This is a genomic window from Oerskovia sp. PE-21s (assembly GCF_056158145.1).
On sequence record NZ_JBUXJM010000007.1, the window covers coordinates 211,318 to 234,765 of the forward strand.

Below are 23,448 nucleotides of genomic sequence, written 5' to 3' on the forward strand. Positions count from 1 at the left end.
CAGCCGTCGGTGCCGAGCACGGGGTTGAGGTCGTTATCCGTCGGATGGCGGCCTCAACCCCGTTCTGGATCGCACGGAACGTCGTGCTCGGTCCAGGAAGGCGCGGATCTCCAGCCCCACCCGCCCCACGACCGCAAGGTCCCGGGCCGTGAAGCGGAGCAACGCGACGCCTCGTGACGCGACGAGCAGGTTCTGCCGTCGACGGTCGACGAACAGGGCTTCGGGAGCTCCGTGCACCTCGGCCCCGTCGACCTCGGCGATCAACCACCGCTCGTCCGGGAGGCGCCAGCCCAGGTCGCCCCGGGCCAGGAACTGACCCTCGTCGCCCGAGATCACCACCTGGAGCTCGTCGGGCGGGACACCGGCGTCGAGGCAGTCGAGCCGGGCAAGGGTCTCGAGCGGGGACTCGGCGCGCCGGTCGCTGATCTCCCACCACGAATGCGTCCTGGCGACCCCTCGTCGACCTCGGGCCATGTCGTGCGCGCGGTCGAGTCCACGGACGTCGAGCAGGCCGCGGTGCTGCGCACTGTCCATCAGGGCGACCGCGGTGCGACGCCCGACCTCCGGGACGGTCTGGGCGAGCGCCCAGTCCGGGGTGGCGACGTACCGCCCGGCGACGCGCGTGACGGTCATCCCGTCGTCGAACTGCCTCAGCAGGATGCCGTCCCGTGAACCTGTCGCCCGCCCGCCCGGGAGCGCCGCCTGCGCAGTGATCTGCAGCGGGAGTCCCTGGATGCCGAGCAGAGCCACTGCGCACGGGCCGACCGCGATCGCCTCCGGCCCGAAGGCGAGGAGACCTGCCCAGGCGGCGCGTCGACGGCGATGGTCCGGGACCCCCGGCCCTTCCCGGCGGGCCGGTGGCACCGGGTCGATGTCGTAGACACCACGTGTCACCTGCGTCCATCGCCGTTGCTCGACGAGCCGAGAGCGTCGGTGCGAACGGAGTCCGTGCTCTTCGCACTGCGCCGCCGACACGAGCCCCTCCTGACGGCGCGCGACGACGAGCAGCTCCTCAGGTACCGGCGACAGGTGGCGCATCGAGGCATCCCAGCAGGTGACGCCGACCATGCGCCGCCGCCCGGTGGTGCACTGTGGACGGCCCTCTTGGCTGGCCCCCTGTGGACGACCGCCAACACGGGAAACCGCGCGGTCCAGGACGGGGTTGAGGTCGTCATCGAGCGAATGACGACCTCAACCCCGTGCTCGGCACCCGGGCACCGGGCACCTCGAGGGCACCGGGAGAGCGCCGCTCAGGCCTTGTCCTGCTCCGCCATCTTCGCGAGCATCTGGTTGTACTCGTCCATCTCGACGTCGCCGTCCTTGTCCACCCGGCGGTCGCGGCGCTTGGCGTCCTTCTCGTCGGACCGCGCCCACATGACCGCGACGACGATCGCGAGCGACAGCGTCGGCAGCTCCCCGATGCCCCACGCGACGCCGCCGCCGCGCTGCTGGTCGGCGATCGCGGTGATCCCCCAGTCGTGCCCCATGAGCCCGAACCACTCGGGCACGAGGAGCTGCGTCCCGGTCGTGAGGGACACGCCGAAGAAGGCGTGGAACGCCATGGTGACGAGCAGGAGCAGGAGCCGCTGGGGCCAGCCGGGCCGGTGCGGCCCGGGGTCGATCCCGACGAGCGCGTTCGCGAACAGGTACCCGGCGAGCGTGAAGTGCAGGAGCATCGCGAGGTGCCCGATGTACGTCGTCATCGCGAGCTCGAACGCGGGCGTGTAGTAGAAGACGATCATCGACCCTGCGAAGTTGATCGCGGCGACGATCGGGTTGGCGAAGAACTGCCCCCACTTCGAGGTCACGAGCGCGAGCACCCACTCGCGCGGTCCGCGCGAGCCGTCCTTGCGCACGGGCACGGCCCGCAGCAGCAGGGTCACGGGCGCGGCCAGCACGAGGAAGATGGGCACGACCATCGCGAGCACCATGTGCTGGACCATGTGCGCGCTGAACAGCACGTGCCCGTACACCGCGGGCCCACCGTTGGTCACCCAGAACAGGACGACGATGCCGAGCGTCCACGAGATCGTCCGCCCGACGGGCCACCTGTCGCCGCGCTTCGCGAGCCGCCGGACCCAGCGCAGGTACACGACGAGGGCCGCGACGCACGCGAACGCGGGCAGCAGGTCCCAGCGCCACTCGGAGAACCAGCGCCCGAGGTCGGGCTCGGGGGGCAGGGGGTGCCCGGTCACGAGCTCGGCGGGCGTCGGCAGCGCGATCGGCTCGTCGGGCACGGGGGGCGCCGTCGAACCGAGCGCGACGGCCACGCCCGACACCGCGCCCATGACGAGCAGCTCGACCGCGACGAGCCGCCAGAACAGCCACGTCGCGGCCTTCTCGGTGGCGGCCGCCGCACCGCCCTTCCCCGCGGCGGCCGGACGCTTCCCGGCGTCCTCGTGCCCGACGCCGGAGCCTCCCCCCGTCCTGGCCTCGCCCGCCGCGGTGGCCGTCCCGGCGGACGTGGTGGTCGTGCGCGGGCCGCGGGCGGGACCGCCCACGCCCTGGAGCCGTCGGACGACGAGCTCGCGGTGCGCGAACCCGATCGCTCCGAGCACGACGATGAGCCCGACCTTCGTGAGGATGAGCACGCCGTAGTCGGTGCTGAGCCCGGCGACGCCGCCGAGCCGGATCCAGGCGTTGGCGACGCCGGAGACGGCGACCGCGACGAAGGACCAGCCGGCGATCGAGGAGTAGCGGGCGACCGAGGACGCGAAGGCCGTGCGGTCGAGGCCGCCGCGCAGCCGCACGATCGCGAGCACCCCGAGCCCACCGATCCACAGGGCCGCCCCGCCGAGGTGGAGGAACATCGAGGAGATCGCGAGCTCGTGGCTCGCGGCGCCTGCCGTGTGACCGGTGTTGGCCTGGAACGCGAGGGCCGAGATCGCGAGCAGGGCCGTCCACAGGGCTCCGGTCGCGGTGCGGACCGCGAACGCGCACGCCGACGTCAGGGCCGCGACGACGATGACGCCGAGGAGGCTGCGGCCCAGCGAGATCTGCGTGACGAACGCCGCGAGCTGCTCACCGAAGCCGATGCTCGTGACGGGCATGCTCGACAGGACCGAGTAGCGCAGGACCGTCTGGACCACGGTGAGCACGGCCCACACGGCCGACGCGGCCCCGGCGACCCCGAGGGCCTTGCGGAGCGGCGGTCCGGCGGGCAGCACGCAGGCCGCGAGCACGAGCGAGCCGATCGTCAGGGCGATCGCGAGCTCGGTCAAGGTGGTCGAGACCGGCAGCCCCCAGCGAGCGAGCGCCCCCGGGTCGGCGAAACCTGCGAGGGGCTGGAACGCCCCGGAGAAGGCTCCCGCGGCGACGACCGAGAGGATCGCGACGACCACGGCCGCAGGTCCGGCGAGCACGAGCCACCAGGGGTTGCGGGGAGCGTCGGCAGCGCCCCGACCGGGGGGCTGCGCGGCCCGGTCGGGCGCGGTTCCTGAGGTGCTGCGGGGGGCGGTGGCGGTCACCCGACCAGGGTAGGCGGCATGCGGGTCATCGCGGTATTCCCCTCGGGGAGCGGGGTCCCTCGCGGAGCCGTCGGAGCGGCGTCGGGCCGCGCGGTGGGCACCTCTCCCCATGGCTCGGCTGTGGAGAGAGCGGCGTGCCGAGAGGTGCCGCTGGCATACTGGGCCGGGTTCGCACGGCGTCCTCCTCGTGAGGGACGGCCGTGACGACATCTCCGGCAGAACCCGAGCACACGCGAAGGACCTCACCATGGCCACAGGTCACGGCAGCATCTCCACGACCGACCTGGACCGCGCGGGTCACCTGCTCAAGCGTGTCGAGCAGGTGTTCGACCAGCGGGTCGTCGGGCAGGAGGCGCTGCGCACGGCCCTGGTCAGCTCGCTCCTCGCGGGTGGCCACATCCTGCTGGAGTCCGTGCCGGGGCTCGCCAAGACCACCGCCGCACAGACCCTCGCGTCCGCGATCAACGGCTCGTTCCGTCGCATCCAGTGCACGCCGGACCTCATGCCGAACGACATCGTGGGCACGCAGATCTACAACTACGCGACCGGGTCGTTCACGACGCAGCTCGGGCCCGTGCACGCGAACCTCGTGCTGCTCGACGAGATCAACCGGTCGAGCGCCAAGACGCAGTCGGCGATGCTCGAGGCCATGCAGGAGAAGCAGACGTCGATCGGCGGCGAGAACTTCCCGCTGCCCTCGCCGTTCATGGTCCTCGCGACGCAGAACCCCATCGAGGAGGAGGGCACGTACGTGCTGCCCGAGGCCCAGATGGACCGCTTCCTCATGAAGGAGGTGCTCACGTACCCGGCCCCGGCGCAGGAGCTGGAGATCCTCGACCGCATCTCGACGGGCCGCATGACGGCACCCATCACGGCCGAGCCGATCAGCATCGACGACGTGGTCTTCCTCCAGCAACTGGTCGACGACGTGTACGTGGACGAGTCGATCAAGCGGTACATCGTCGACCTGATCAACACGACGCGCCTGTCGGGCCCGCGGCCCGTCCCTGGTCTCGACCAGCACGTGCGCGTCGGCGCGAGCCCGCGCGGCGGTATCGCGCTCATGCGCGTGGGCCAGGCGCTCGCGATCCAGGCCGGGCGCGCGTACGTCGTCCCGGACGACATCAAGGCCGTCCGCTACTCGGTCCTGCGCCACCGCCTGGTGCGCACGTTCGACGCGCTCGCCACGAACGTGCAGCCCGAGCAGCTCATCGACGCCGTGTTCGACGCGGTCCCGACCCCGTAGGCCCGGCCCATGACCGACGTGTCGCGACTGGCCCAGGTCCGGGCCAGGCTCGAGCTCCCGCTGGCCCGGCGGGCCTCGGGGCTGCTCGAGGGGCGGCACCGCTCGATCCTCAAGGGGCACGGGCAGGACTTCGACGACCTCCACCTGTACGCGCCGGGTGAGGACGTGGGCGACATCGACTGGAAGTCGAGCGCCCGCGCGGGCATCCCCGTGGTGCGCCGGTTCGTGCGCGAGTCCAACGTCAACCTGGTCCTCGTCGTGGACACGGGCCGCAACATGGGGGCGACGGCCGCGAGCGGCGAGCCCAAGGCCGACGTCGTGAGCTTCTGCTGCGCGCTCGTGGCCTACCTGGCGCGCGACCGCGGGGACCGGGTCGCGCTCGTCGCGGGGGACGCGCAGCGCCTCGTGCAGCTCCCGCCTCGGGCCAGCACGCAGGACCTCGAGCTCCTGCTCCGCACGGTCGAGCGGCAGCTGCGGGTCGAGGCCCCGCCGAGCGACCTGAACCGGGCGCTCGACCGGGCGCTCAACGCGTTCCGACGCCGCTCGATCATGGTCGTCGTGACGGACGAGGCACGACCGGGGCCCGAGCACGAGGCCCTGCTGCGGCGCCTGCGCGTGCGCCACGAGGTCATGGTCGTCGCGGTCGCGGACCTGTCGCCCGTCGGGGTCCCTACCCCGGCCTCGGCCCCGGGCGGCGCCGCGGCGGCGCACCGCGCCCCCGGGCAGGTCGCGGACGTCGACGGCACGCTCGACCTGCCGCCGTTCCTGCGGGGGCGCGCGGACATCGTGGCGGGCGCGGCGCAGGCCGCCGTGTCCCGGCGGGCGTCGGTCGTGGACCTGCTGCGCGCCCTCCAGGTGGAGGCCGTGAGCGTCACCGGGACCGACGACGTCGTGCCTCGTTTCGTCGAGCTGCTGGGGAGGGCGAAGCGTGCCCGACGATGAGCTCTACGCGCCGGCCCTCTACAGCGGCTGGTGGGCTGCCCTCGGGGTGGTGATCGTGCTGCTGGTCGTGGCGTGGGTCGTGCTCGCGTTCCGCTCGACCCGGGCGTCGGCCGAGGAGAAGGCCCTGCGGTTCAGGCCGTCGTGGGCGACGGGTGCCCTCGACCCGTACGCGGGGCTGCGGACCGAGTTCGAGGCGCACCTCGACGCGGTCGAGGCGGCCTACCTCGCGGGTGGGCTCGACGAGCGCGGGCTGCACCTGGCGCTGTCGAAGGAGGTCCGCGGGTTCGCGTCGGGCCGTCTGGGCGTGGACGCCTCGGTGCTGACCCTGTCCGAGATCGAGCGCATGACGGGCACGGCGCACCTGACGCGCCTGATCGCGCGGTACTACCACCCGTCGTTCGCGGAGGACGAGGCCCTCGACGCGTCGTCCCGGCCGGAGCAGGGCGGCTCGCCCGACGGCCGGGAGTCGATCGACCGCGCCCGCTCGGTGGTGAGGACGTGGTGACGCCGGGGCCGCAGGGCGCCTCGATCCTGTGGCCGTGGCTGCTCGCCGCGGTCGTGGTCCTGGTCCTGGCCGCGGGTGCGGCGGCGTGGTGGCTCGCGCGCCGTCGTCGGGCACGGGCGCTCAAGGCGCAGCCCGACGACGTCACGTGGGTCGCGAACTCTTCCTACCTCGCGCAGGTCCCGGCCTTCGCGGCGTGGGTGCGCCGCTACCGCAGGCTCCAGGTCGCGGGGCTCGCGGGGCTGCTCGTCGCGCTCGTCGGCGTCGGCGCGGTCGCCGCCCGGCCGGTCGAGACGGACCTGGTCGTGGACCGCCTGGGGACGCGGGACATCGTCCTGTGCCTCGACGTGTCCGGGTCCATGACGGCGTACGACGGCGAGATCCTCAAGGTGTACTCGGAGCTCGTCGACAGCTTCGAGGGCGAGCGCATCGCGCTGTCGATCTTCAACTCGACGTCGAGGACCGTGTTCCCCCTGACGGACGACTACACGTTGGTCCAGGAGGAGCTCGCGGCGGGTATCGCGGCGTTCGACAAGGACCCCAGCACGCTCGACTTCAGCAGCGAGCGCGACCAGAAGGACGTCCTGGAGTTCCTCACGTACACCGCGGGGACCCTCGCGAACGAGTCCGCGGCGAGCCTCATCGGCGACGGGCTCGCGAACTGCGCGCTGCAGTTCGACGAGGAGACCACCGACCGGTCGCGCTCGATCATCCTCGCGACGGACAACTACGTCGCGGGCGAGCCCATCTACTCGCTCGAGGAGGCCTCGGCGCTCGTCGCCTCGCGCGACATCACGCTGCACGGCATCTACGGCGGCTCGGAGCTCTACGAGGGCACCCCCGAGGAGACGCAGTACCGCGAGGTCGTCGAGGCCGGCGGCGGGCTGTACTTCCTCGCGGGCGACCCGCGGGCCGTCGAGGGCATGGTCGAGGACGTGGTCGCGCAGCAGGCCGTCGAGCTCGACGCGAGCCCGGAGGTCGTCGTGACGGACCTGCCCACGATCTGGTTCCTCGTGGCGACCGCCGGTGCCGCCCTGCTCGTCGTCGTCGCCTGGAGGCTGCGCGAATGACCTTCCAGCCGTTGATCCCGCTGTGGGCGTGGGCCGTCGTGTTCGTCCCGCTGCTCGGCCTCGCCGGGTGGCAGCTCGTCGTCGCGCTCCGTGGTCCGTCGCGCGGCGCAGCCGGTCAGGGCGTGCCCGTCGGGCCGCGCGGTGCGTGGGTCCGGCGCACGGCCCTCGTCGCGGTCCTCGCCGTGATCGGGCTCGGCCCCTCGGTCCCTGTGACGGACCGCGACACGTCGGTCGCGAACGTGGACATGTTCTTCGTGGTCGACCGCACGGGCTCCATGGCGGCCGAGGACTTCGACGGCACGGACGAGCGCCTCGTGGGCGTCCGGCACGACGTCGCGAGCCTCACGGCCGACATCCCGGGCGCACGCTACTCGATCATCTCGTTCGACTCCCAGGCCAGTCGCCAGGTCCCGCTCACGACCGACGCCCGGGCCGTCACGTCCTGGGCCGACACCTTCAAGCGCGAGATCACGCTCTACTCGAAGGGGTCGCTCACCGACCGGCCCCTCGATGCGCTCCGCTCCGCGCTCGAGGGCGCAGCGACCGACCACCCGTCGAACGTCCGGCTCGTCTTCTTCCTGTCGGACGGCGAGCAGACCGCAGACGGCGAGCCCCGCTCGTACGAGGACCTCGCGCCCTTCGTCGACGGTGGCGCCGTCCTCGGCTACGGCACCCCGGAGGGTGGACGCATGAAGGAGTACGCGCCCGACGAGGACCCGGCCGACGCCGCCTACCTCAAGGACCCGTCCCGGGCGACCCTCGACGACCCCGAGTCGCCCGACGCGCTCTCGGTGATCGACGAGGACAACCTGCGCGCGGTCGCCACCCAGCTCGGCGTGCCGTACGTGCACCGCGAGACCACGGGCCCGACGGCGGAGCTCGTCGCGGGCGTGGACCCGCAGCAGGTCGCGGCGGACGGCAGGCGCCTGGTCACGGCGTACCGTCCGGTCGTGTGGCCTCTCGCGCTCGTGGGCGCCGCCCTGCTCGGGTTCGAGGCGTGGGCCGCGGGCCGGTCGGCGTCGCGCCGGGTGGGGGTGCGCGCATGACCGACAAGAGCCTGCCCCCGCGGCCCGGCGAACGCTCTGCCCAGGCCGCGGCGTTGCGCGGACGGCGGCTGCGCCGTCGGGCACTGATGCTCCTGCTGCCCCTGCCCCTGCTGGTCGCCGCGCTCGTGCTCGGCACCAAGCTGGCCTTCCTCCCCGTGATCGCGTCCTACGCGTCCGGCCGGTACGAGGCGAGCGACTTCTCGGAGGCCGCCACGAACTTCGGCCTCCAGAAGACGATGAACGTCGTCGACCCGTGGAAGGCGTGGTTCAACACGGGGACCTCGAACCACCGGGCGGGCGACGACACCGCCGCCATCTCCGAGCTCCACCGCGCCTACGACCTCGCCGAGCGCGAGGCGCCCATGGTCCGCTGCGAGATCCAGGTCAACCTGTCGATCTCCTACGAGACCGCGGGCGACTACGAGTCGACCACGGGCGAGGACTACCTGTCGCAGAAGGCCGCGCTCGAGGAGGCGCTCGCCGCGCGGGCGGCGGGCCAGGACTACAACTCCTACCTCATCGACCCGTACGGCACGGGCGAGGAGCTCGTCCCCCAGGACCTCCAGGACCAGGCCGCCCAGTGGTTCTCGTACGCCGAGCGTTCCTACGCGACGGCCGAGCAGGTCCGCGGGTGGCCGGGCTGCGAGGAGCAGCCGCCCCCGGAGAAGGAGCAGAACGAGGCGTCGGTCCAGCGCCTGCAGGACAAGCAGCAGCAGGCGAAGGACGCACAGCCGCAGCAGCCCCAGGACCCGCAGGGCGGCACCGAGGGTGCGGAGCCGCCGCCCGAGACCGACCAGAGCGAGCAGGAGCGGGCCGAGGCCGAGCGGCAGGAGATGCTCCAGCAGCAGAACTCCGAGGCCCGCGACGACGAGGACCAGAGCCGGCAGGAGTACCAGGAGTTCTTCGGCGACGACCCGGCCGGCGGGCCGGGCGACTCCGGAGGGTCCACCAAGAACTGGTGAGGGTCTCGCGGCGTAGGTCGTCGGGTGGTCAGTCGTCGAGCGCCTCGACGAGCAGGGTCCGTGGACCGGGGCCCTCCTCCGCGAGCACGTCGTGCGGGTTGGCCAGGACGCACTTGCGCAGCGACAGGCACCCGCACCCGATGCAGTCCGTGAGGTGGTCACGCAGGCGCACGAGCTGTTCGATCCGGGCGTCGAGGTCGGCGTGCCACATCCGCGACAGGCGTCGCCAGTCCTTGGCGGTCGGCGTGCGGTTCTGCGGGAGCGTGCCGAGGGCCTCGCGGACCAGGGCGAGCGGGATCCCGACGCGCTGCGAGACGCGGATGAACGAGACGCGGCGCAAGGTCTCCCGGGGGTAGCGACGCTGGTTGCCGGGCGTGCGGCGGGACGTGAGCAGGCCTTCGCGCTCGTAGAAGTGCAGGGCGGACACCGAGACGCCGCTGCGGCGTGCGAGCTCGCCGACCGTGAGCTCGTCGTCGGGGTGCGGCCCGTCGTCAGGCATGATTGCTCCAGGCATTCGTCAATCCGTCCATCGACGAGACGAACAGCACTTGACCTCGACAATGGTTGAGGTTCGAGACTAGTCGAAGCGCTCGTTCGAGCACACCCCACCGCGCAGCCCCCACGGGGCCGCGCCCACCCCTGCGAGGAAACATGGAACCGCCACGCCCCGAGGCCCCCGAGGCCGAGGTCGCCGCCGCGATCGGCGACGCCCGCACGCCGACCGCTCCCCCGTCGACCGCAGGGACGTCCGCACCGACCGAACCGTCCACCGCCACCTCTGCGGCACAGGCCCCCGCCGGCGCGGGCCTGTCGCCCGCGACCCAGCGCACCGTCCTCGTCGGGATGGTGGCCCTGGTGCTGCTCGGGGCGTTCGAGGCCCTCGCGGTGGCGACCGCGATGCACACGGTCGCCACGGCCCTCGACGGCATGGCGCTCTACGCCGTCGCGTTCGCGGGCTCGATCGCGGCGAGCGTCGTCGGCATGGTCGCAGCAGGCCGCTGGAGCGACCGGTTCGGACCGAGCCCGTCGCTGTGGGGCGGCGTGGGCATGTTCCTCGCGGGCCTGGTCGTCTCGGGGCTCGCCCCGACCATGGAGGTCTTCGTCGCGGGTCGCGTGGTGCAGGGGCTCGGCACCGGCATGTACATCGTGGCGCTGTACGTGCTCGTCGCCCGCGTCTTCCCCGAGGCCCGTCGGCCCGCGGTGTTCGCTGCCTTCGCCGCGGCGTGGGTCGTGCCCTCGCTCGTCGGCCCGGTGATCTCGGGGCTCATGGTCCAGCACCTCGGGTGGCGCTGGGTCTTCCTCGCCGTCCCCGTGCTCGCCGTCCCGGCAGTGCTCATGATGCGCCCGGGACTACGCGCCGTCGACCAGGACCGCCGCGAGGTCGCCCCCGACACGTCCGGGAACGCCGCCCTGTGGTGGGCGGTCGCCGCTGCCGTGGGCATCGGGCTGCTGCACTTCGCCGGTCAGCAGGAGGGGGCGCGACTGTACGTCCCGCTCGTCGTGGCGCTCGCGCTCGTCGTCGTCGCCGTCCCGCGCCTGCTCCCGCGCGGCACGGCCCGTGCCGCCCGAGGCCTCCCGTCGGTCATCGCGATCCGCGGCCTGGTCGCCGCGGCGTTCACCGGGACCGAGGTCCTGCTGCCCCTGCTCCTCCAGTCCGAGAGAGCCCTGTCCCCGACCCAGGCCGGCGGGATCCTCACCTTCGGGGCGATCGGCTGGTCGGTCGGCGCGTGGCTGCGCGGCAAGGCGCACTGGGGCTGGTCGCACGCGCGGTTCGTCCTCGTCGGGTCATTGTTCGTCGCGGGCGGCATCTCCGGCACGGTGCTGCTCGCCTGGGCCGCGGTGCCGCCGATCGTCGGCATGCTCGCCTGGACGTTCGCGGGCCTGGGCATGGGCCTGGTCCATCCGACGCTCTCGGTGCTCACGCTCGCACTGTCCCCCGAGGACCAGCAGGGCGCGAACAGCTCGGCGCTCCAGGTGTCCGACGCACTGTCCGCGGCCATCGCCCTCGCCGTGGCCGGGTCGATGCTCGTCGTGCTGCGCGAGCCCCTGGGGCTCGGGGCGTACGTCGTGTGCTTCGGGGTCATGGTCGTGATCGCGCTGCTCGCGGCGTTCGTGTCACCGCGGACCCGGGTCCCGGCCTGAGCCGACCGGCTTCTCGACGCCCTGCCGGGTCAGCGCGGGTCGTCGACACCGCCCGCGAGCGCCGCGGCGCCCTCGGCGTAGCGGTCGAGCACGATCGCCGCCAGGCGCGCGTCGGGCGCGAGCGGGGCCGTGACGAGGTCGGCACCGGTCTCGAGGAGGCGGTCGTGGAAGAAGCCGGGGGCGAGCAGGTAGGCGGCGACGACCACGCGCGGGACGTCGGTCGGCTCGCTGCCCGACGACGCCGCGAGGTCGTCGTCGACGGGCTCGCCCGGGGCGGTGGTCGTCCGACCCCGGGGAGGCGTCGCGGCGAGCGTCTCGCGGGCGGACGCGACGGCCTCGCGCACGGACGGGGTGGCCATGGCGCCGAACCCGACCGTGACGGGGCCGTCGTGGTGCGCGCGCAGGAGCTCGGCGACGTCCTCGACGTCGCGCGCGGCGCCCGCCTTGCTCGACCCGGCCGCTGCCAGGACCACGGCGTCGTGCGGGCGGACCCCGGCCTCGGCCAGGCGGTCGGCGAGGATCTCGGCGAGGCGCGGGTCGGGGCCGAGCGCACGGGCCGCGGTCGCGGGTCCGTGCTGGGGGCCGCGACCGGAGTGCGCGGGCGAGACGGCCTCGGTGATGTCGACGTCCACGTGGAAGCCCGTGGACAGCAGCAGCGGCACGACCACGGCCGCCCCGCCGGGGCCCGCGCCCGTGGCGGGCGGCGCGACGGCCTGCGTGACGACGTCGGCGACCTCGGGCTGCTGGACGTCGACGAACGCCTCGCGGACGTCGAGGTCGGGGCGGGTCGCGCGGACGTCCGCGAGGATCGCGCGGATCGCGGCCTGACCGTCCGGGTTGTTGGTGCCGTGCGAGCAGCCGACGAGCACGGCTGCGCCCACGCCGCTCGCACCGCTGCCCGCGGCTGCGGACGGCGCGCTCCCCTCGGTCGCGTCGGAGGGGAAACCCAGGATCTCCGTGCTCATGCCAGCTCCAGTCGATAGCCACGTTTGACGACGGTCTTGACGAGGGTGCGGTCACCGACCGCCTCGCGCAGCCGGGCGACCGCGACCTCGGCGGCGTGCGGGTCGCGCGAGTCGCCGGGCAGGGCCGCGAGGACCTGGTCCCGCGTCACGATGTCCCCGGCACGGGCGGCCAGCAGGCGCAGTACGTCGAGGCCCGTGGGCGAGAGCGGCAGGACGCGGCCGTCGAGCACCGCGACGCGCGAGCGGATCTGCAGGTTGCCCGCGACGGTCACGAGCGCCAGGGTCTCGGCGTGCTCGTAGTGCCCGACGAGCGTGCGGACCAGCGCCCCGAGGCGGCCGCGGTCCGGCTGGAGCGTCGGGATGCCGCGGTGCGCGAGGGGTCGGGCCGTGATGGGGCCGACCGCGGCCGCGATCATGGCGCCGCGCGTGAACCGCGCCACGACCGCGTCGCCGACGCCCGCGGACTCGGCCGCCGCGAGCCATGCCTCGGCGCCCGGGGCCGACGTGAAGACGACCGCGTCGATCTCGCCGCCCGCTGCCGCGTGGACCGACGACCGGAGCGCGGTCTCGTCCGGCGGCGGCCCCCAGCGGTACACGATGAGGCTCGCGACGTCGGCCCCCGCCTGTGCGAAGACCACGTCGAGGCCGTCGGCCCCCGCCCCGTGGTGCTGGACCGCGATCCGCAGCCCGTCGACCCCTTCCCCGAGCAGCACGTCGGCGATCTCGCCCGACGTCTCCGACTCGGCGACCCAGTCGGCCTGGAGTCCTGCGGCCTGGATCGCGCCGCGCGCCTTGGGACCGCGCGCGACCAGTCGGGCGCGGCTCATGACGTCGAGCAGCTCGTCGGCCAGGCCGTGCGCGTCGGCGGCCTCGATCCAGCCGCGGAAACCGATGCCCGTGGTCACGACCACGACGTCGGGCGGGCGTGCGATCAGGTCGCGCGTACCCGCGAGCAACGCCTCGTCGTCCTCGTTGGGCACCATGCTCAGGGCCGGCGCGTGCCGCACCTCGGCGCCCCGGCGGGACAGGGCCGCGGCGAGCTCGGCCGAACGGCGGTCGGCCGTGACGAGGACCGTGCAGCCGGCCATGACCTGGCCCAGCGCGGGCCGGTGCTCGCCGGTGGGCTCGTCCGTGGCATCGGCGACATCCGTGACCTGCCCCGTCACAGGGCGGGCTCCGGCACGAGCACGGACAGGCCGGGCAGGGGCGTCGTCGCGTCCGGGACGAGCAGCCCCTCGGCCGCGACGTCGCCCACGACGACGACCGCCGGCGCGCGGATCCCGGCGTCGGCCGCGCGGCGGACGAGCGTCCCGAGGGTGGCGCGCGTGACCCGCTGGTGCTGCGTGGAACCGGACTCGACCACGGCGACGGGCGTGGCGACGTCGGCCCCGGCGGTGACCGCCTGGTCCGTGATCTCGCTCAGCATCGACACTCCCATGAGGATCACCAGGGTAGCCGTGCGGTCGCGCACCGCGGCCAGCGCGACCACGCCCAGGGGCTCATGACCGTTGACGACCTGCCGGCGCTCGCGGGCATCCCGCTCACGCACCGCGGGACGGTCGGCGCGCACCGTGACCAAACCGTCAGGTGATATCCGGGCCGTCCGGCGTTTCATCCTGCCCGAGCCCGACCGACCCGGTTTAGACTCGCGCCAGTCCCTTCGACGGCGGCCGGGCTGGGCGCGCTCCGACCGCTGCACGACGGGGCGAACCGCTGGACCCACGTCCAGGGGTTGAGATTCGAGAAAAGGATCCACGCATGCCGCGACAGAGCACCGCTGCATCCGGAGCGGTCAACCCGCTGCGCGCGCTCGCCGCGCTCGTCCGCCTGACGAGTGCGTCCGCACCGAAGGACGTCGATCACAGCGCGGCCCTGTGCCGCGTGTGCGCCTGGTACCTCGACGAGCCGGGCTGGACGCTCGACGGCCCCACCCACACGATCTGCGACTGCTGCGGGTCCGAGAGCGGGATCGACGACACGACCCCCGAGCGCATCATCGACTACCGCCGCCGCTGGACCCGTGGGGGCCACGTCTGGTTCGACCCCACGCGACGACCCGCCGGCTGGACCTACGACGACGGCCTGCCGTCGGACACGCAGGACCGCTGGAGCGCCGCGCGTCACTGACGCCTCCCCGCACCACCTGCCACACCCGGCCGCTCCCGGCCACCGTGAGGTCCTACCCCTGGCCGGGTGCTCCCCACGTCCCTCCGCCAGGGGGCGGGGCACAGGGGCCGGAGGCGACGAGCGCCGCGATCTCGGCCCGCACCGCCACGCCGTCGCCTGTCCTCATGACGGTGTAGACGACTCCTTCGTGCGAGCTCGACGCAGGCGCGTTGCCGACCATCGCGGAGTCGACCGGCGGATCGTCGGGCACGGGCGCCCAGGCTGTCGTGACCAGGTCAGCGGTCGGGTTCTCCCTCAGCCAGTTGGCCGTCTCGCTGACGGTCGCACCAGGGATCTTCCAGAACGCCTCGAGCTCTTCGACCGGGCCGCACGACCAGCCGGTGAAGGAGGTGAAGGTGGCGACGCTGGAGTCGGACCGGATCGCTCCGGGCGGCACGACCGCCGCGTCCAGCCAGGCCTGGGCCCGCTCGCGTGCTGCTGCACCGTCGACCCCCGGTGCGGAGGTCGCTTCACCGCTCGACGTGACGGCGACGGGGCCCGGGGTCGCCGGCCCGCCGTCGCCGTCGTCACCGGCGGCGGGGGCAGGGGCGGGGGCGGGGGCGGCACAGCCGGTCATCGTGAGGGCCACGAACAACGCACCGATCACCAGGCCTGAGCGACTTAGCATGCGCACACCCTAGCGGCGGGGGGCGGCCCGACGGCACACCGATCGTCGTGCATCCGCTGAGGCGTCGGCGGTCTCTCCGCAACGCCCGGCGGGGCCGTCAGCCCCAGACGAGCGCCTGCGCCGGGTCCTCGAGGATCTTCGCGACGTCGCTCAGCACGTACGCTCCGAGCGCGCCGTCGACCAGGCGGTGGTCGAAGCTCAGCGCGAGCTGCGTGACCCAGCGCTTCTTGATCTTGCCCTTGTGGACCCAGGGCTGCTCGCGGATCGCGCCGAACGCGAGGATCGCGGCCTCGCCCGGGTTGAGGATCGGGGTGCCCGTGTCGATCCCGAACACGCCCACGTTGGTGATCGTGATGGTCCCGTCGGACATGTCGGCGGGCGACGTGCGACCCGCGCGGGCCGTGGCCGTGAGGTCGGAGAGCCCTTGGGCGAGACCCTTGAGGTCGAGGCGGTGCGCGTCCTTGATGTTCGGCACGACGAGCCCGCGGGGCGTCGCGGCCGCGATCCCCAGGTTCACGTAGTGCTTGTAGACGATCTCCTGCGCGGCCTCGTCCCAGCTCGCGTTGATGTCGGGGTGGCGGCGCACCGCGAGCAGCAGCGCGCGGGCCGTGATGAGCAGGGGTGTGACGCGCACGTCCTTGAACTCGCGGTCCTCGCGGAGCCTCGCGACGAGCTTCATGGTCTTGGTGACGTCGACCGTGTGGAACTCGGTCACGTGCGGTGCCGTGAACGCGCTCTGGACCATCGCTTCGGCCGTGCGCTTGCGGACGGACTTCACGGGCACGCGGGTCTGGCGTCCGTCGGGGGTCACGGACGACCCGGTGCCCGCGTCGTTGAGCCAGGGCGAGTCGTCGCCCGCGTAGGTCGCGAGCGTGCGCGGCTCGGAGCGCGCGTTGTAGGCGAGCACGTCCTCGCGCGTGATGATCCCGCCGGGCCCGGTCGCGGGCACGGACGCGAGCTCGACGCCCAGGTCGCGCGCGAGCTTGCGCACGGGGGGCTTGGCGAGGACGGTCCGTCCGGCGGTCGCGGCGGAGACCAGGGCACGGATGGGGCCCGACGGCGCCGGTCGCGTCGCCTGCGCGGGTGCGCCGGGCGCCGGGGTCGCCGGAGCGGAGGGCGCGGCGGCGGGAGCGGGGCGCTGCGCCGTCGGGCCTGCGGCGGAGGCCGTCGCGGCGCCGCGGCGCGGGCGACGCGCGCTCGCCTGCTCGGCGACTCCGTAGCCGACCAGGACCGCACCGCTGCCCTCGGCAGCGGGGGCTTGCTCCGCGGGGGCGGCGGGAGCCGACGGCCCGCCCGTCGGGTCGGTGTCGACCACGATGATCGGCACGCCGACCTCGACCGTGTCGCCCTCGGCCGCGAGGAGCTCGGTCACGACGCCCGTGTAGGGCGAAGGGAGCTCGACGAGCGACTTGGCGGTCTCGATCTCCACGATCGTCTGGTTGACCGTGACCTCGTCGCCGACGGCGACGTGCCACTGCACGATCTCCGCCTCGGTGAGTCCCTCGCCGGCGTCGGGGAGCTTGAACTGCTCGAAGGTGGGCACTGCCTGCTCCTCGTGTGAACTGGTCTGCGGGTCGGAAGGTCGGGTGCGGCGCGGGGCCGTCAGAACGCCATGGCGCGGTCGACCGCGTCGAGCACCCGGTCGAGGCTCGGCAGGTACTCGTGCTCGAGCTTCGCGACGGGGTACGGCGTGTGGAAGCCGCCGACGCGCAGCACGGGCGACTCGAGCTCGTAGAAGCACTCCTCGGTCACGCGGGCCGCGATCTCGGCGCCCGAGCCGAGGAACGTCGCGGCCTCGTGCACGACGACGCAGCGCCCGGTCTTGCGCACCGACGCGACGACCGCCGCGGTGTCGAGCGGGGAGATGGCGCGCAGGTCCACGACCTCGATCGACCGGCCCTCGGCCGCTGCCGCGGCGGCGACCTTGAGCGCGGTCGGCACCGTGGGGCCGTACGCCACGAGCGTGAGGTCCGTGCCCTCGCGCACCACGACCGCGGAGTTGAGGGTCGAGTCGCCGACGGGAGCGTCGAGCACGACGTCGCCCTTGTCCCAGTAGCGACCCTTGGGCTCGAAGAACAGCACGGGGTCCGGGGACGCGATGGCCTCGCGGATCATCGTGTACGCGTCCTGCGGCGTCGACGGCGAGACGACGCGCAGCCCGGGGGTGTGCGCGAACAGCGCCTCGGGGCTCTCGCTGTGGTGCTCGACCGCGCCGATCCCGCCGCCGAAGGGCACCCGGATGACCACGGGCAGGTTCAGGCGACCGCGCGAGCGGTAGTGCATCTTGGCGAGCTGCGTCGTGATCTGGTCGTAGGCCGGGAAGATGAAGCCGTCGAACTGGATCTCGCACACGGGCCGGTAGCCGCGCAGGGCCAGACCGATCGCGGTCCCGACGATGCCCGACTCGGCGAGCGGCGTGTCGACCACGCGGTCCTCGCCGAAGCTCGCCTGGAGCCCGTCGGTCACGCGGAAGACGCCGCCGAGCTTGCCGATGTCCTCGCCCATGAGCAGGACCTTGGGGTCGCTCGCGAGCGAGGCGCGCATGCCCTCGTTGATGGCCTTGCCCAGCGTGAGGCGGGCCGTGCCGGTCGCCGTGGCCGGTGCGGGGGTGGTCGGCGCGCTCATCGTGCTCCTCCGTGCTGGTCGTGCGTCCTCGAGGCTCCCTCGTCCGCGAAGGACGCCTCGTACTCCTCGAACCACCGGCGCTCGGTCGTGACGACCGCGTGCTCGGTCGCGTACACGTGCTCGAACATCGACTCGGTCGACGGGCGGCCCAGGCCGCGCACGAACGTCCGCAGGCGCTCGCCGAGCGCGTCGCCCTCGGCCTCGAGGTCTGCGGCCCACTGCTCGTCCCACGCACCCTCGGCCTCCAGGAGGAGGCGCAGGCGGTCGATCGGGTCCCGACGGCGCCACAGCTCCTCCTGCTCGGAGGTGCGGTAACGGGTGGGGTCGTCCGAGGTCGTGTGCGCGCCCATGCGGTACGTGTAGGCCTCGATGAACGTGGGGCCGCCGCCCGAGTGCGCGCGCTCGAGCGCCTCGGCCGTCGCGGCGTAGCACGCGAGGACGTCGTTGCCGTCGACCCGCAGGCTCGGGATGCCGAAGCCGTGGGCCCGCTGGTGGATCGGCACGCGCGACTGCTTGGTCGTGGGCTCGGAGATGGCCCACTGGTTGTTCTGGCAGAAGAACACGACCGGGGACTCGTTGACCGCGGCGAAGACGAGGGCCTCGCTCACGTCGCCCTGGGACGTCGCGCCGTCGCCGAAGTACGTCACGACCGCGGTGTCCTTGGCCGGGTCGCCCGTGCCGACGAGCCCGTCGCGCTGGACGCCCATCGCATAGCCCGTCGCGTGCAGCGTGTGCGAGCCGATCACGAGCGTGTAGAGGTGGAAGTTGTGCTCCTCCGGGTCCCAGCCGCCGTGGTCGATGCCGCGGAACTGGCGCAGGATGTCGGCGACGTCCACGCCGCGCGTGTACGCGACCCCGTGCTCGCGGTAAGACGGGAAGACGTAGTCCTGCGGGGCGAGCGCCCGACCCGAGCCGATCTGCGCGGCCTCCTGGCCGAGCGCCTGGGGAAAGAGCCCGAGCTCGCCCTGCCGCTGGAGCGACGTCGACTCGTCGTCGAAGCGGCGGGTCAGGACCATGTCGCGGTACAGGCCGCGCAGGGCGTCGGCGTCCAGGTGGGCGACGCGCTCGCGGTAGGCCGCGTTCTCCGGGGTCTCGACCCGCACACCGGTCGGGGTCAGGAGCTGGAGCAGGTCCGCGTCGACGGGGAGGGTCGCCCCGGTGTCCGTCGTACCGGGGTCCGTCGAGGCCGCCAGGGGACCGCCGGCAGGCTCGGCTGCGAGGTCGGCCGCAGGGGCCGTGTGCTGCTGGTTCACGCGTTCTCCTTCGGTGCGGCCCGAGGCGTGAGCCCGGGTCGCTCGGGGGCGGTCCTCGGCCGTTCCCGACCGAACCTACGACACCGTAGCTTACGCAAGCGTAGGCTACGAGCGGGTGGCCTCCTGCGCCATTGGAGGACAAACCTTCCCCGGTCGTCTTTGGAGGTTCCCTCCAACTGCACGTCCACGTCTCGCCAGGAACCAGGGCGTCGCGGACGGATCCGTTGGCGCAACCCCTCAGAACAGGCGAGCCCCGCAGCACGACGGCCACCGCAAGCGCCGCCCGCACCGCGCGTCCGCACGACGGGACTCGGGGGTCAGCCCTGCGGATACGGTCCGGTGTACCCCGCCCTCGCGCGGAGGGCGTCCCGCTCCCGGACGACCGGCCACGTCGAGAACGCGAACACCAGGAACATCACGACGTTCAGCAGCGGCACGATCCCCACCAGGACCCACCAGCCCGAGTAGCCGGCCTTTCGGATGATCTGGATGTAGGCGATCAGGAAGATGATCGCGACGGCCGCCCAGACGATCAGCGCCGCCGTGCCGAAGAGCCAGCCGTAGTCGTCCTGGAGCTGGTCGTACGAGGGAGTGTCCATACCGGGAGTCTTCTCCCAGGGGCCCGCTCCGGCAACAGGTACCGGTGCCGCTACCTCCAGCCGGCCGCGACCCTCAGGAACGCCTCGGTCGCCTCCTCCTCACCCACGCTCACCCGGATGCCCTCGCCCGCGAACGGGCGCACCAGGAGACCTGCCGCTGAAGCGCCCGCGGCGAGCTCCGCCGTCGGGCCGCCGAGCGGGAACCACACGAAGTTCGCCTGCGTCTCCGGCAGGTCCCAGCCCTGGTCCCGCAGCCCCTCGACCAGGCGCTCGCGCCGCGCGACCAGGTGCTCGACGCGCTCCAGCAGCTCGCCCTTGACTGACAAGGCCGCGAGCGCCGCGCGCTGCGCGACGTGCGAGACGCCGAACGGCGTCGAGACCGCGCGGACGCCCGCCGCGAGCGCGGGCTCGGCGACCGCGTATCCGACCCGCAGCCCGGCCAGCCCGTACGCCTTGGACAGCGTGCGCAGCAGGACCACGTTGGGGTGCGCCGCGAGGACCGCGAGGCCGTCGGGCGCCTGCGGGTCGCGCACGAACTCGAGGTAGGCCTCGTCGAGGACCACCAGGACGTCGGTCGGGACCGCCGCGAGGAACGCGTCGAGCTCGCCCGCGTGCACCACGGGGCCCGTCGGGTTGTTGGGCGTGCAGACCAGGACGACGCGCGTGCGGTCGCTGATCGCCGCGGCCATCGCGGGCAGGTCGAGGCGACCGTCCCGGGTCACCGGGACGCGCACCGACGTGCCGCCCGCGACCGCGACCGCGATCGGGTACGCCTCGAACGAGCGCCACGGGTAGACGACCTCGTCCCCCGCGTCCACGACGGCCGACAGGATGTGCGCGAGCACGGCCACCGACCCGTTGCCCACGACGACCTGCGCCGCGTCCACGCCCAGGTCGGTCGCGAGCGCCTCGGTCAGGTCCGTCGCATACATGTCCGGGTAGCGGTTGGTGTCCGCGGCAGCGTCGACGATGGCCGCGACGACCGCGGCGGGCGGCGGGTACGGGTTCTCGTTGGACGACAGCTTGAACGCGCTCGACCCGGGAGCGAGGCGCGCGCCCGGCACGTAGGCGGGCAGCGCGGCGACGGCGGGACGGAGGGGGACGCCTGCGGCGGGGGGCGTGGGCACGGAGGGCGCGGGGCTGGTCACGCCCACCAGGATGCCACCGTCCCTCGCCGCCCGACGGCGTCGCTCACGTCGTGGGCCGGGTGCGCGCTTCGCACGGAGACCGCGTGTGTGGATGCCGACCCACGCCAGCCGGTGGCAGGATGACACGCATGAGCTTCGTCATCCGCGTCATCGTCACCGGCATCGCGATCTGGCTCACGAGCCTGTTCATCGACGACCACTTCTCGATCGTCGGCTCCGACACCGTCGGCGGCCAGATCGTGATCGTCCTGGCCGTGGCCCTCATCTACTCGCTGGTCAACGCGATCATCAAGCCGATCGTGGCGATCATCTCGATCCCGCTCTACATCCTCACCCTGGGACTGTTCACGCTCGTCGTGAACGCCCTCATGCTGATGCTCACGGCGTGGATCACCGAGCAGACGGACTGGGGCATCCGGATCGAGGGTGGGTTCTGGTGGGCGCTGCTGGCCGCGCTCATCATCGGCGTCCTGAACTTCGCGATCTCCGCGGTGGTCGCACCCAAGTCGCGGGTCTGACCCGGAGCGGTCCTGCGCGCCGTCGTCGACCGCAGGCAGGCCGCGGTCAGTCGGTGCGCGTCCGCACGAGCCCTGACTCGTAGGCCAGCACGACTGCCTGCAGGCGGTCCCGGACGCCCAGCTTGGCCAGTATCCGCCCGACGTGCGTCTTGACCGTCGTCTCCGACAGGAAGAGCAGCTCGGCGATCTCGGCGTTCGACCGGCCCTCCGCGATGCTGTGCAGCACGTCCGTCTCACGCGGCGTGAGATCCCCCAGCAACGGGTGCGGTGCGTCGATCTCGGGGGCGGCGCCGGACTCCGGGAACCTCCCCGCGAACAGGTCGAGCATGCGCCGCGTCACGCGCGGCGAGACCACGGCGTCGCCCGACGCCACGGTGCGGACCGCCGCCACGAGCTCGGCGGGACCCGCGTCCTTGAGGAGAAAGCCGCTCGCCCCCGCGCGCAGTGCCGCGAAAGCGTACTCGTCGAGGTCGAAGGTCGTCAGGACGAGGACCCGGACGGCCGGGTGCTCGGCGACGATGTCGCGCGTCGCGTCGATACCGTTGACACCAGGCATGCGCACGTCCATGACGACGACGTCCGGACGCAGGGCACGCACCTGGTCGATCGCGGTGCCCCCGTCCGCAGCCTCCCCGACGACCTCGATGCCGTCCGCGCTCTCGAGCAAGAGCCGAAACCCCATGCGGACCAGCGCCTGGTCGTCGACCAGCAGGACCTTCGTCATACGTCTCCCTCGTTCAGCGGCAGGACCGCCCGGACCTGCCACCCTGCCCCCTGCTGCCCCGTCTCGACCGTCCCCCCGAAGACCGCCGCACGCTCGCGCATGCCGACGAGCCCCCGTCCCGACCCGTAGGTCGCCTCGACCGGGACCGTGGGACCACCGTCGGTCACCACGACCTCGACCTGACGAGTGCGGCGAAGCACGGACACCTCGACCGACGGCGTGCCCGGTGCGTGGCGCAGCACGTTGGTCAGCGCCTCCTGGACGATCCGGTAGACCGTGAGTTGCATGCTCGCAGAGAGGTCGCCGAGCCCGTCGTCCGACTGCCCCGTGGTCGTCACCGGCAACCCTGCGGCGCGGAAGCGGTCGACGAGCGCAGCCAGGTCGAGGGTGCCGGGCTGGGGCCCGAGGGGCGCTGCTCCGGTGACCTCCTCCGCCCCCGCCGTACGCGGTCCGTCGCCCAGGTCCTCGCCGCCGCCGTCGTCGAGCACCCCGAGGACGCGCCGCATGTCGCCGAGCGCCGAGCGCCCCGTCGAGACCAGCTCGCCGAGCGCCGCGCGGGACCGGTCCGGTGCCCAGTCGATCGCGGCCGCCGCGCCGCCGCCCAGGGCGACCATGACGGAGATGGAGTGGGCGACGACGTCGTGCATCTCCCGGGCGATGCGCGCTCGCTCGGCCGCCTGCGCCAGGCGCTCGCGCTGCTCCAGGTCCCGTGCGAGCGCGTTGGCCGCGTCGACGAACGCCGCGACGTGCAGCCTGCGGTTGCGCACGTTCGTACCCAGCGCCACCGCGACGAGAGACAGCACGAGGACCGGCACCGCGGTCTGGTACCAGACCGCGCTCTGGAGGAAGCCCCCGGCGCCCGCGACAGCCGCGAGGTCGTCCGCGTCCGCCGGACCGAGCCCCAGGCTGATGCTGCCCACGGTCGCCACCAGCGGGAAGACCCGCGCGCCGACCAGCAGGACAGCGACCGTCCCGGCGCACACCGCCCACGTCACGGCCGGTCGCTCGGTCCGGGCGACCGCGTACAGCGCGATCGCGAGCCCGACGTCGAAACCTGACGTCGCCCCCGTGGTCGCGAGCGCGACGACCCCCAGGAGACCCATGACCAGCGCGACCAGGACCGGACGTCGCCGACGCCAGAAGAGGGCCACCGCCCCGCCGACCGTCAACGCAAGAGACGCGTACTGCATCTGCAGGACCTGCTCCCCGCCCAGGTAGGCGTGGAGCGCGTACATGGAGTCGGCCCCCGCCCCCATGAGCACCGCCCATCCCGTGAAGCCGGCGACGAGCAACGCGTCCATGATCACCGGGCGCCGGGCGAGGTATCGCCGGACAGGTCCGACCCGGCGCGCGGACAGCTCGGTGAAGACCGGGGCGGGGCTCGGTGGCTCGCTGCTCATGCTTCCTCCTCGTCGGCGCTCCCGGCTGGACGCGTCAGGGCCGTC

At 73.3% G+C, this 23,448-nt stretch carries 23 protein-coding genes; 9 read left to right on the top strand and 14 right to left on the bottom strand.

Annotation, left to right across the window (positions count from 1 at the left end; translation table 11 throughout):
* Positions 1-33: 33 nt before the first annotated feature.
* Positions 34-1,038, bottom strand: a complete 1,005-nt coding sequence (locus tag ACZDYF_RS14875) for a hypothetical protein (protein WP_191790200.1) — start codon at positions 1,036-1,038, stop codon at positions 34-36.
* 212 nt (positions 1,039-1,250) lie between these two features.
* The gene (locus ACZDYF_RS14880; RefSeq protein WP_475058624.1) at positions 1,251-3,467 is read right to left on the bottom strand and encodes a bifunctional copper resistance protein CopD/cytochrome c oxidase assembly protein; all 2,217 of its coding nucleotides are present in this window, start codon (positions 3,465-3,467) and stop codon (positions 1,251-1,253) included.
* Positions 3,468-3,714: 247 nt separating this feature from the next.
* Between ACZDYF_RS14880 and ACZDYF_RS14885 the strand changes: the two genes are divergently transcribed.
* From ACZDYF_RS14885 to ACZDYF_RS14910, 6 genes are read left to right on the top strand one after another with little or no spacing between them, the layout of a single operon-like run.
* Positions 3,715-4,713 (top strand): AAA family ATPase, encoded by a 999-nt coding sequence (locus ACZDYF_RS14885; RefSeq protein ID WP_475058630.1) that lies wholly within the window; start codon positions 3,715-3,717, stop codon positions 4,711-4,713.
* A 9-nt stretch (positions 4,714-4,722) separates the two neighbouring features.
* Complete coding sequence (locus ACZDYF_RS14890) at positions 4,723-5,655, top strand: DUF58 domain-containing protein (RefSeq protein ID WP_475058636.1); 933 nt, start codon at positions 4,723-4,725, stop codon at positions 5,653-5,655.
* Positions 5,642-6,160: a hypothetical protein gene (locus ACZDYF_RS14895; protein ID WP_475058641.1), complete on the top strand. Its 519-nt coding sequence runs from the start codon at positions 5,642-5,644 to the stop codon at positions 6,158-6,160. Before ACZDYF_RS14890 ends, ACZDYF_RS14895 begins: the two co-directional genes overlap by 14 nt.
* Positions 6,157-7,227 (top strand): vWA domain-containing protein, encoded by a 1,071-nt coding sequence (locus tag ACZDYF_RS14900; RefSeq protein WP_191790196.1) that lies wholly within the window; start codon positions 6,157-6,159, stop codon positions 7,225-7,227. The genes ACZDYF_RS14895 and ACZDYF_RS14900 overlap by 4 nt, the downstream gene beginning before the upstream one ends.
* A complete protein-coding gene (locus ACZDYF_RS14905) occupies positions 7,224-8,273 on the top strand; it encodes a vWA domain-containing protein (RefSeq protein WP_475058653.1) in 1,050 nt (349 codons plus the stop codon). Before ACZDYF_RS14900 ends, ACZDYF_RS14905 begins: the two co-directional genes overlap by 4 nt.
* Complete coding sequence (locus ACZDYF_RS14910; RefSeq protein ID WP_475058656.1) at positions 8,270-9,235, top strand: hypothetical protein; 966 nt, start codon at positions 8,270-8,272, stop codon at positions 9,233-9,235. Before ACZDYF_RS14905 ends, ACZDYF_RS14910 begins: the two co-directional genes overlap by 4 nt.
* Before the next feature lie 28 nt (positions 9,236-9,263).
* On the opposite strand, the gene soxR is transcribed toward ACZDYF_RS14910, so the two are convergent.
* Complete coding sequence (gene soxR, locus ACZDYF_RS14915; protein ID WP_191790193.1) at positions 9,264-9,734, bottom strand: redox-sensitive transcriptional activator SoxR; 471 nt, start codon at positions 9,732-9,734, stop codon at positions 9,264-9,266.
* Between the two features lie 152 nt (positions 9,735-9,886).
* Between soxR and ACZDYF_RS14920 the strand changes: the two genes are divergently transcribed.
* Positions 9,887-11,377: an MFS transporter gene (locus ACZDYF_RS14920; RefSeq protein ID WP_475058660.1), complete on the top strand. Its 1,491-nt coding sequence runs from the start codon at positions 9,887-9,889 to the stop codon at positions 11,375-11,377.
* A 29-nt stretch (positions 11,378-11,406) separates the two neighbouring features.
* On the opposite strand, the gene ACZDYF_RS14925 is transcribed toward ACZDYF_RS14920, so the two are convergent.
* From ACZDYF_RS14925 to ACZDYF_RS14935, 3 genes are all read right to left on the bottom strand, one after another.
* A complete protein-coding gene (locus tag ACZDYF_RS14925; protein WP_475058664.1) occupies positions 11,407-12,342 on the bottom strand; it encodes a sirohydrochlorin chelatase in 936 nt (311 codons plus the stop codon).
* On the bottom strand, positions 12,339-13,430 hold the full coding sequence (locus ACZDYF_RS14930) for a uroporphyrinogen-III synthase (RefSeq protein ID WP_191790295.1): 1,092 nt from the start codon (positions 13,428-13,430) through the stop codon (positions 12,339-12,341). The genes ACZDYF_RS14925 and ACZDYF_RS14930 overlap by 4 nt, the downstream gene beginning before the upstream one ends.
* Positions 13,431-13,504: 74 nt before the next feature.
* On the bottom strand, positions 13,505-13,891 hold the full coding sequence (locus tag ACZDYF_RS14935; RefSeq protein ID WP_475058672.1) for an SAM-dependent methyltransferase: 387 nt from the start codon (positions 13,889-13,891) through the stop codon (positions 13,505-13,507).
* Between the two features lie 209 nt (positions 13,892-14,100).
* Between ACZDYF_RS14935 and ACZDYF_RS14940 the strand changes: the two genes are divergently transcribed.
* Positions 14,101-14,469, top strand: coding sequence for a hypothetical protein (locus tag ACZDYF_RS14940; protein WP_475058677.1), 369 nt, complete (start codon positions 14,101-14,103; stop codon positions 14,467-14,469).
* A 52-nt stretch (positions 14,470-14,521) separates the two neighbouring features.
* On the opposite strand, the gene ACZDYF_RS14945 is transcribed toward ACZDYF_RS14940, so the two are convergent.
* The 6 genes from ACZDYF_RS14945 to hisC all read right to left on the bottom strand — a co-directional run bounded on the left by ACZDYF_RS14945 (position 14,522) and on the right by hisC (position 20,761).
* Positions 14,522-15,136: a hypothetical protein gene (locus tag ACZDYF_RS14945; protein ID WP_475058681.1), complete on the bottom strand. Its 615-nt coding sequence runs from the start codon at positions 15,134-15,136 to the stop codon at positions 14,522-14,524.
* Positions 15,137-15,233: 97 nt separating this feature from the next.
* Positions 15,234-16,679 carry a dihydrolipoamide acetyltransferase family protein gene (locus ACZDYF_RS14950; protein WP_400274015.1) on the bottom strand — a complete coding sequence of 482 codons (1,446 nt, stop codon included), beginning with the start codon at positions 16,677-16,679 and terminating at the stop codon, positions 15,234-15,236.
* Between the two features lie 59 nt (positions 16,680-16,738).
* Entirely contained in the window at positions 16,739-17,761 is a 1,023-nt protein-coding gene (locus ACZDYF_RS14955; RefSeq protein ID WP_475058693.1) for an alpha-ketoacid dehydrogenase subunit beta, read from the bottom strand.
* On the bottom strand, positions 17,758-18,891 hold the full coding sequence (gene pdhA, locus ACZDYF_RS14960) for a pyruvate dehydrogenase (acetyl-transferring) E1 component subunit alpha (RefSeq protein WP_239528238.1): 1,134 nt from the start codon (positions 18,889-18,891) through the stop codon (positions 17,758-17,760). Before pdhA ends, ACZDYF_RS14955 begins: the two co-directional genes overlap by 4 nt.
* Positions 18,892-19,331: 440 nt before the next feature.
* Positions 19,332-19,613 (bottom strand): DUF805 domain-containing protein, encoded by a 282-nt coding sequence (locus ACZDYF_RS14965; protein ID WP_400274014.1) that lies wholly within the window; start codon positions 19,611-19,613, stop codon positions 19,332-19,334.
* 50 nt (positions 19,614-19,663) lie between these two features.
* Entirely contained in the window at positions 19,664-20,761 is a 1,098-nt protein-coding gene (gene hisC, locus ACZDYF_RS14970) for a histidinol-phosphate transaminase (RefSeq protein WP_475058706.1), read from the bottom strand.
* Between the two features lie 128 nt (positions 20,762-20,889).
* Here hisC and ACZDYF_RS14975 point away from each other — a divergent pair, with 128 nt between their 5' ends.
* Positions 20,890-21,279: a phage holin family protein gene (locus ACZDYF_RS14975; protein WP_191790180.1), complete on the top strand. Its 390-nt coding sequence runs from the start codon at positions 20,890-20,892 to the stop codon at positions 21,277-21,279.
* 46 nt (positions 21,280-21,325) lie between these two features.
* On the opposite strand, the gene ACZDYF_RS14980 is transcribed toward ACZDYF_RS14975, so the two are convergent.
* Both ACZDYF_RS14980 and ACZDYF_RS14985 read right to left on the bottom strand, forming a co-directional pair.
* Entirely contained in the window at positions 21,326-22,003 is a 678-nt protein-coding gene (locus ACZDYF_RS14980; RefSeq protein ID WP_475058713.1) for a response regulator transcription factor, read from the bottom strand.
* Positions 22,000-23,403 (bottom strand): sensor histidine kinase, encoded by a 1,404-nt coding sequence (locus ACZDYF_RS14985; RefSeq protein WP_475058717.1) that lies wholly within the window; start codon positions 23,401-23,403, stop codon positions 22,000-22,002. The genes ACZDYF_RS14980 and ACZDYF_RS14985 overlap by 4 nt, the downstream gene beginning before the upstream one ends.
* Positions 23,404-23,448: the final 45 nt, after the last annotated feature.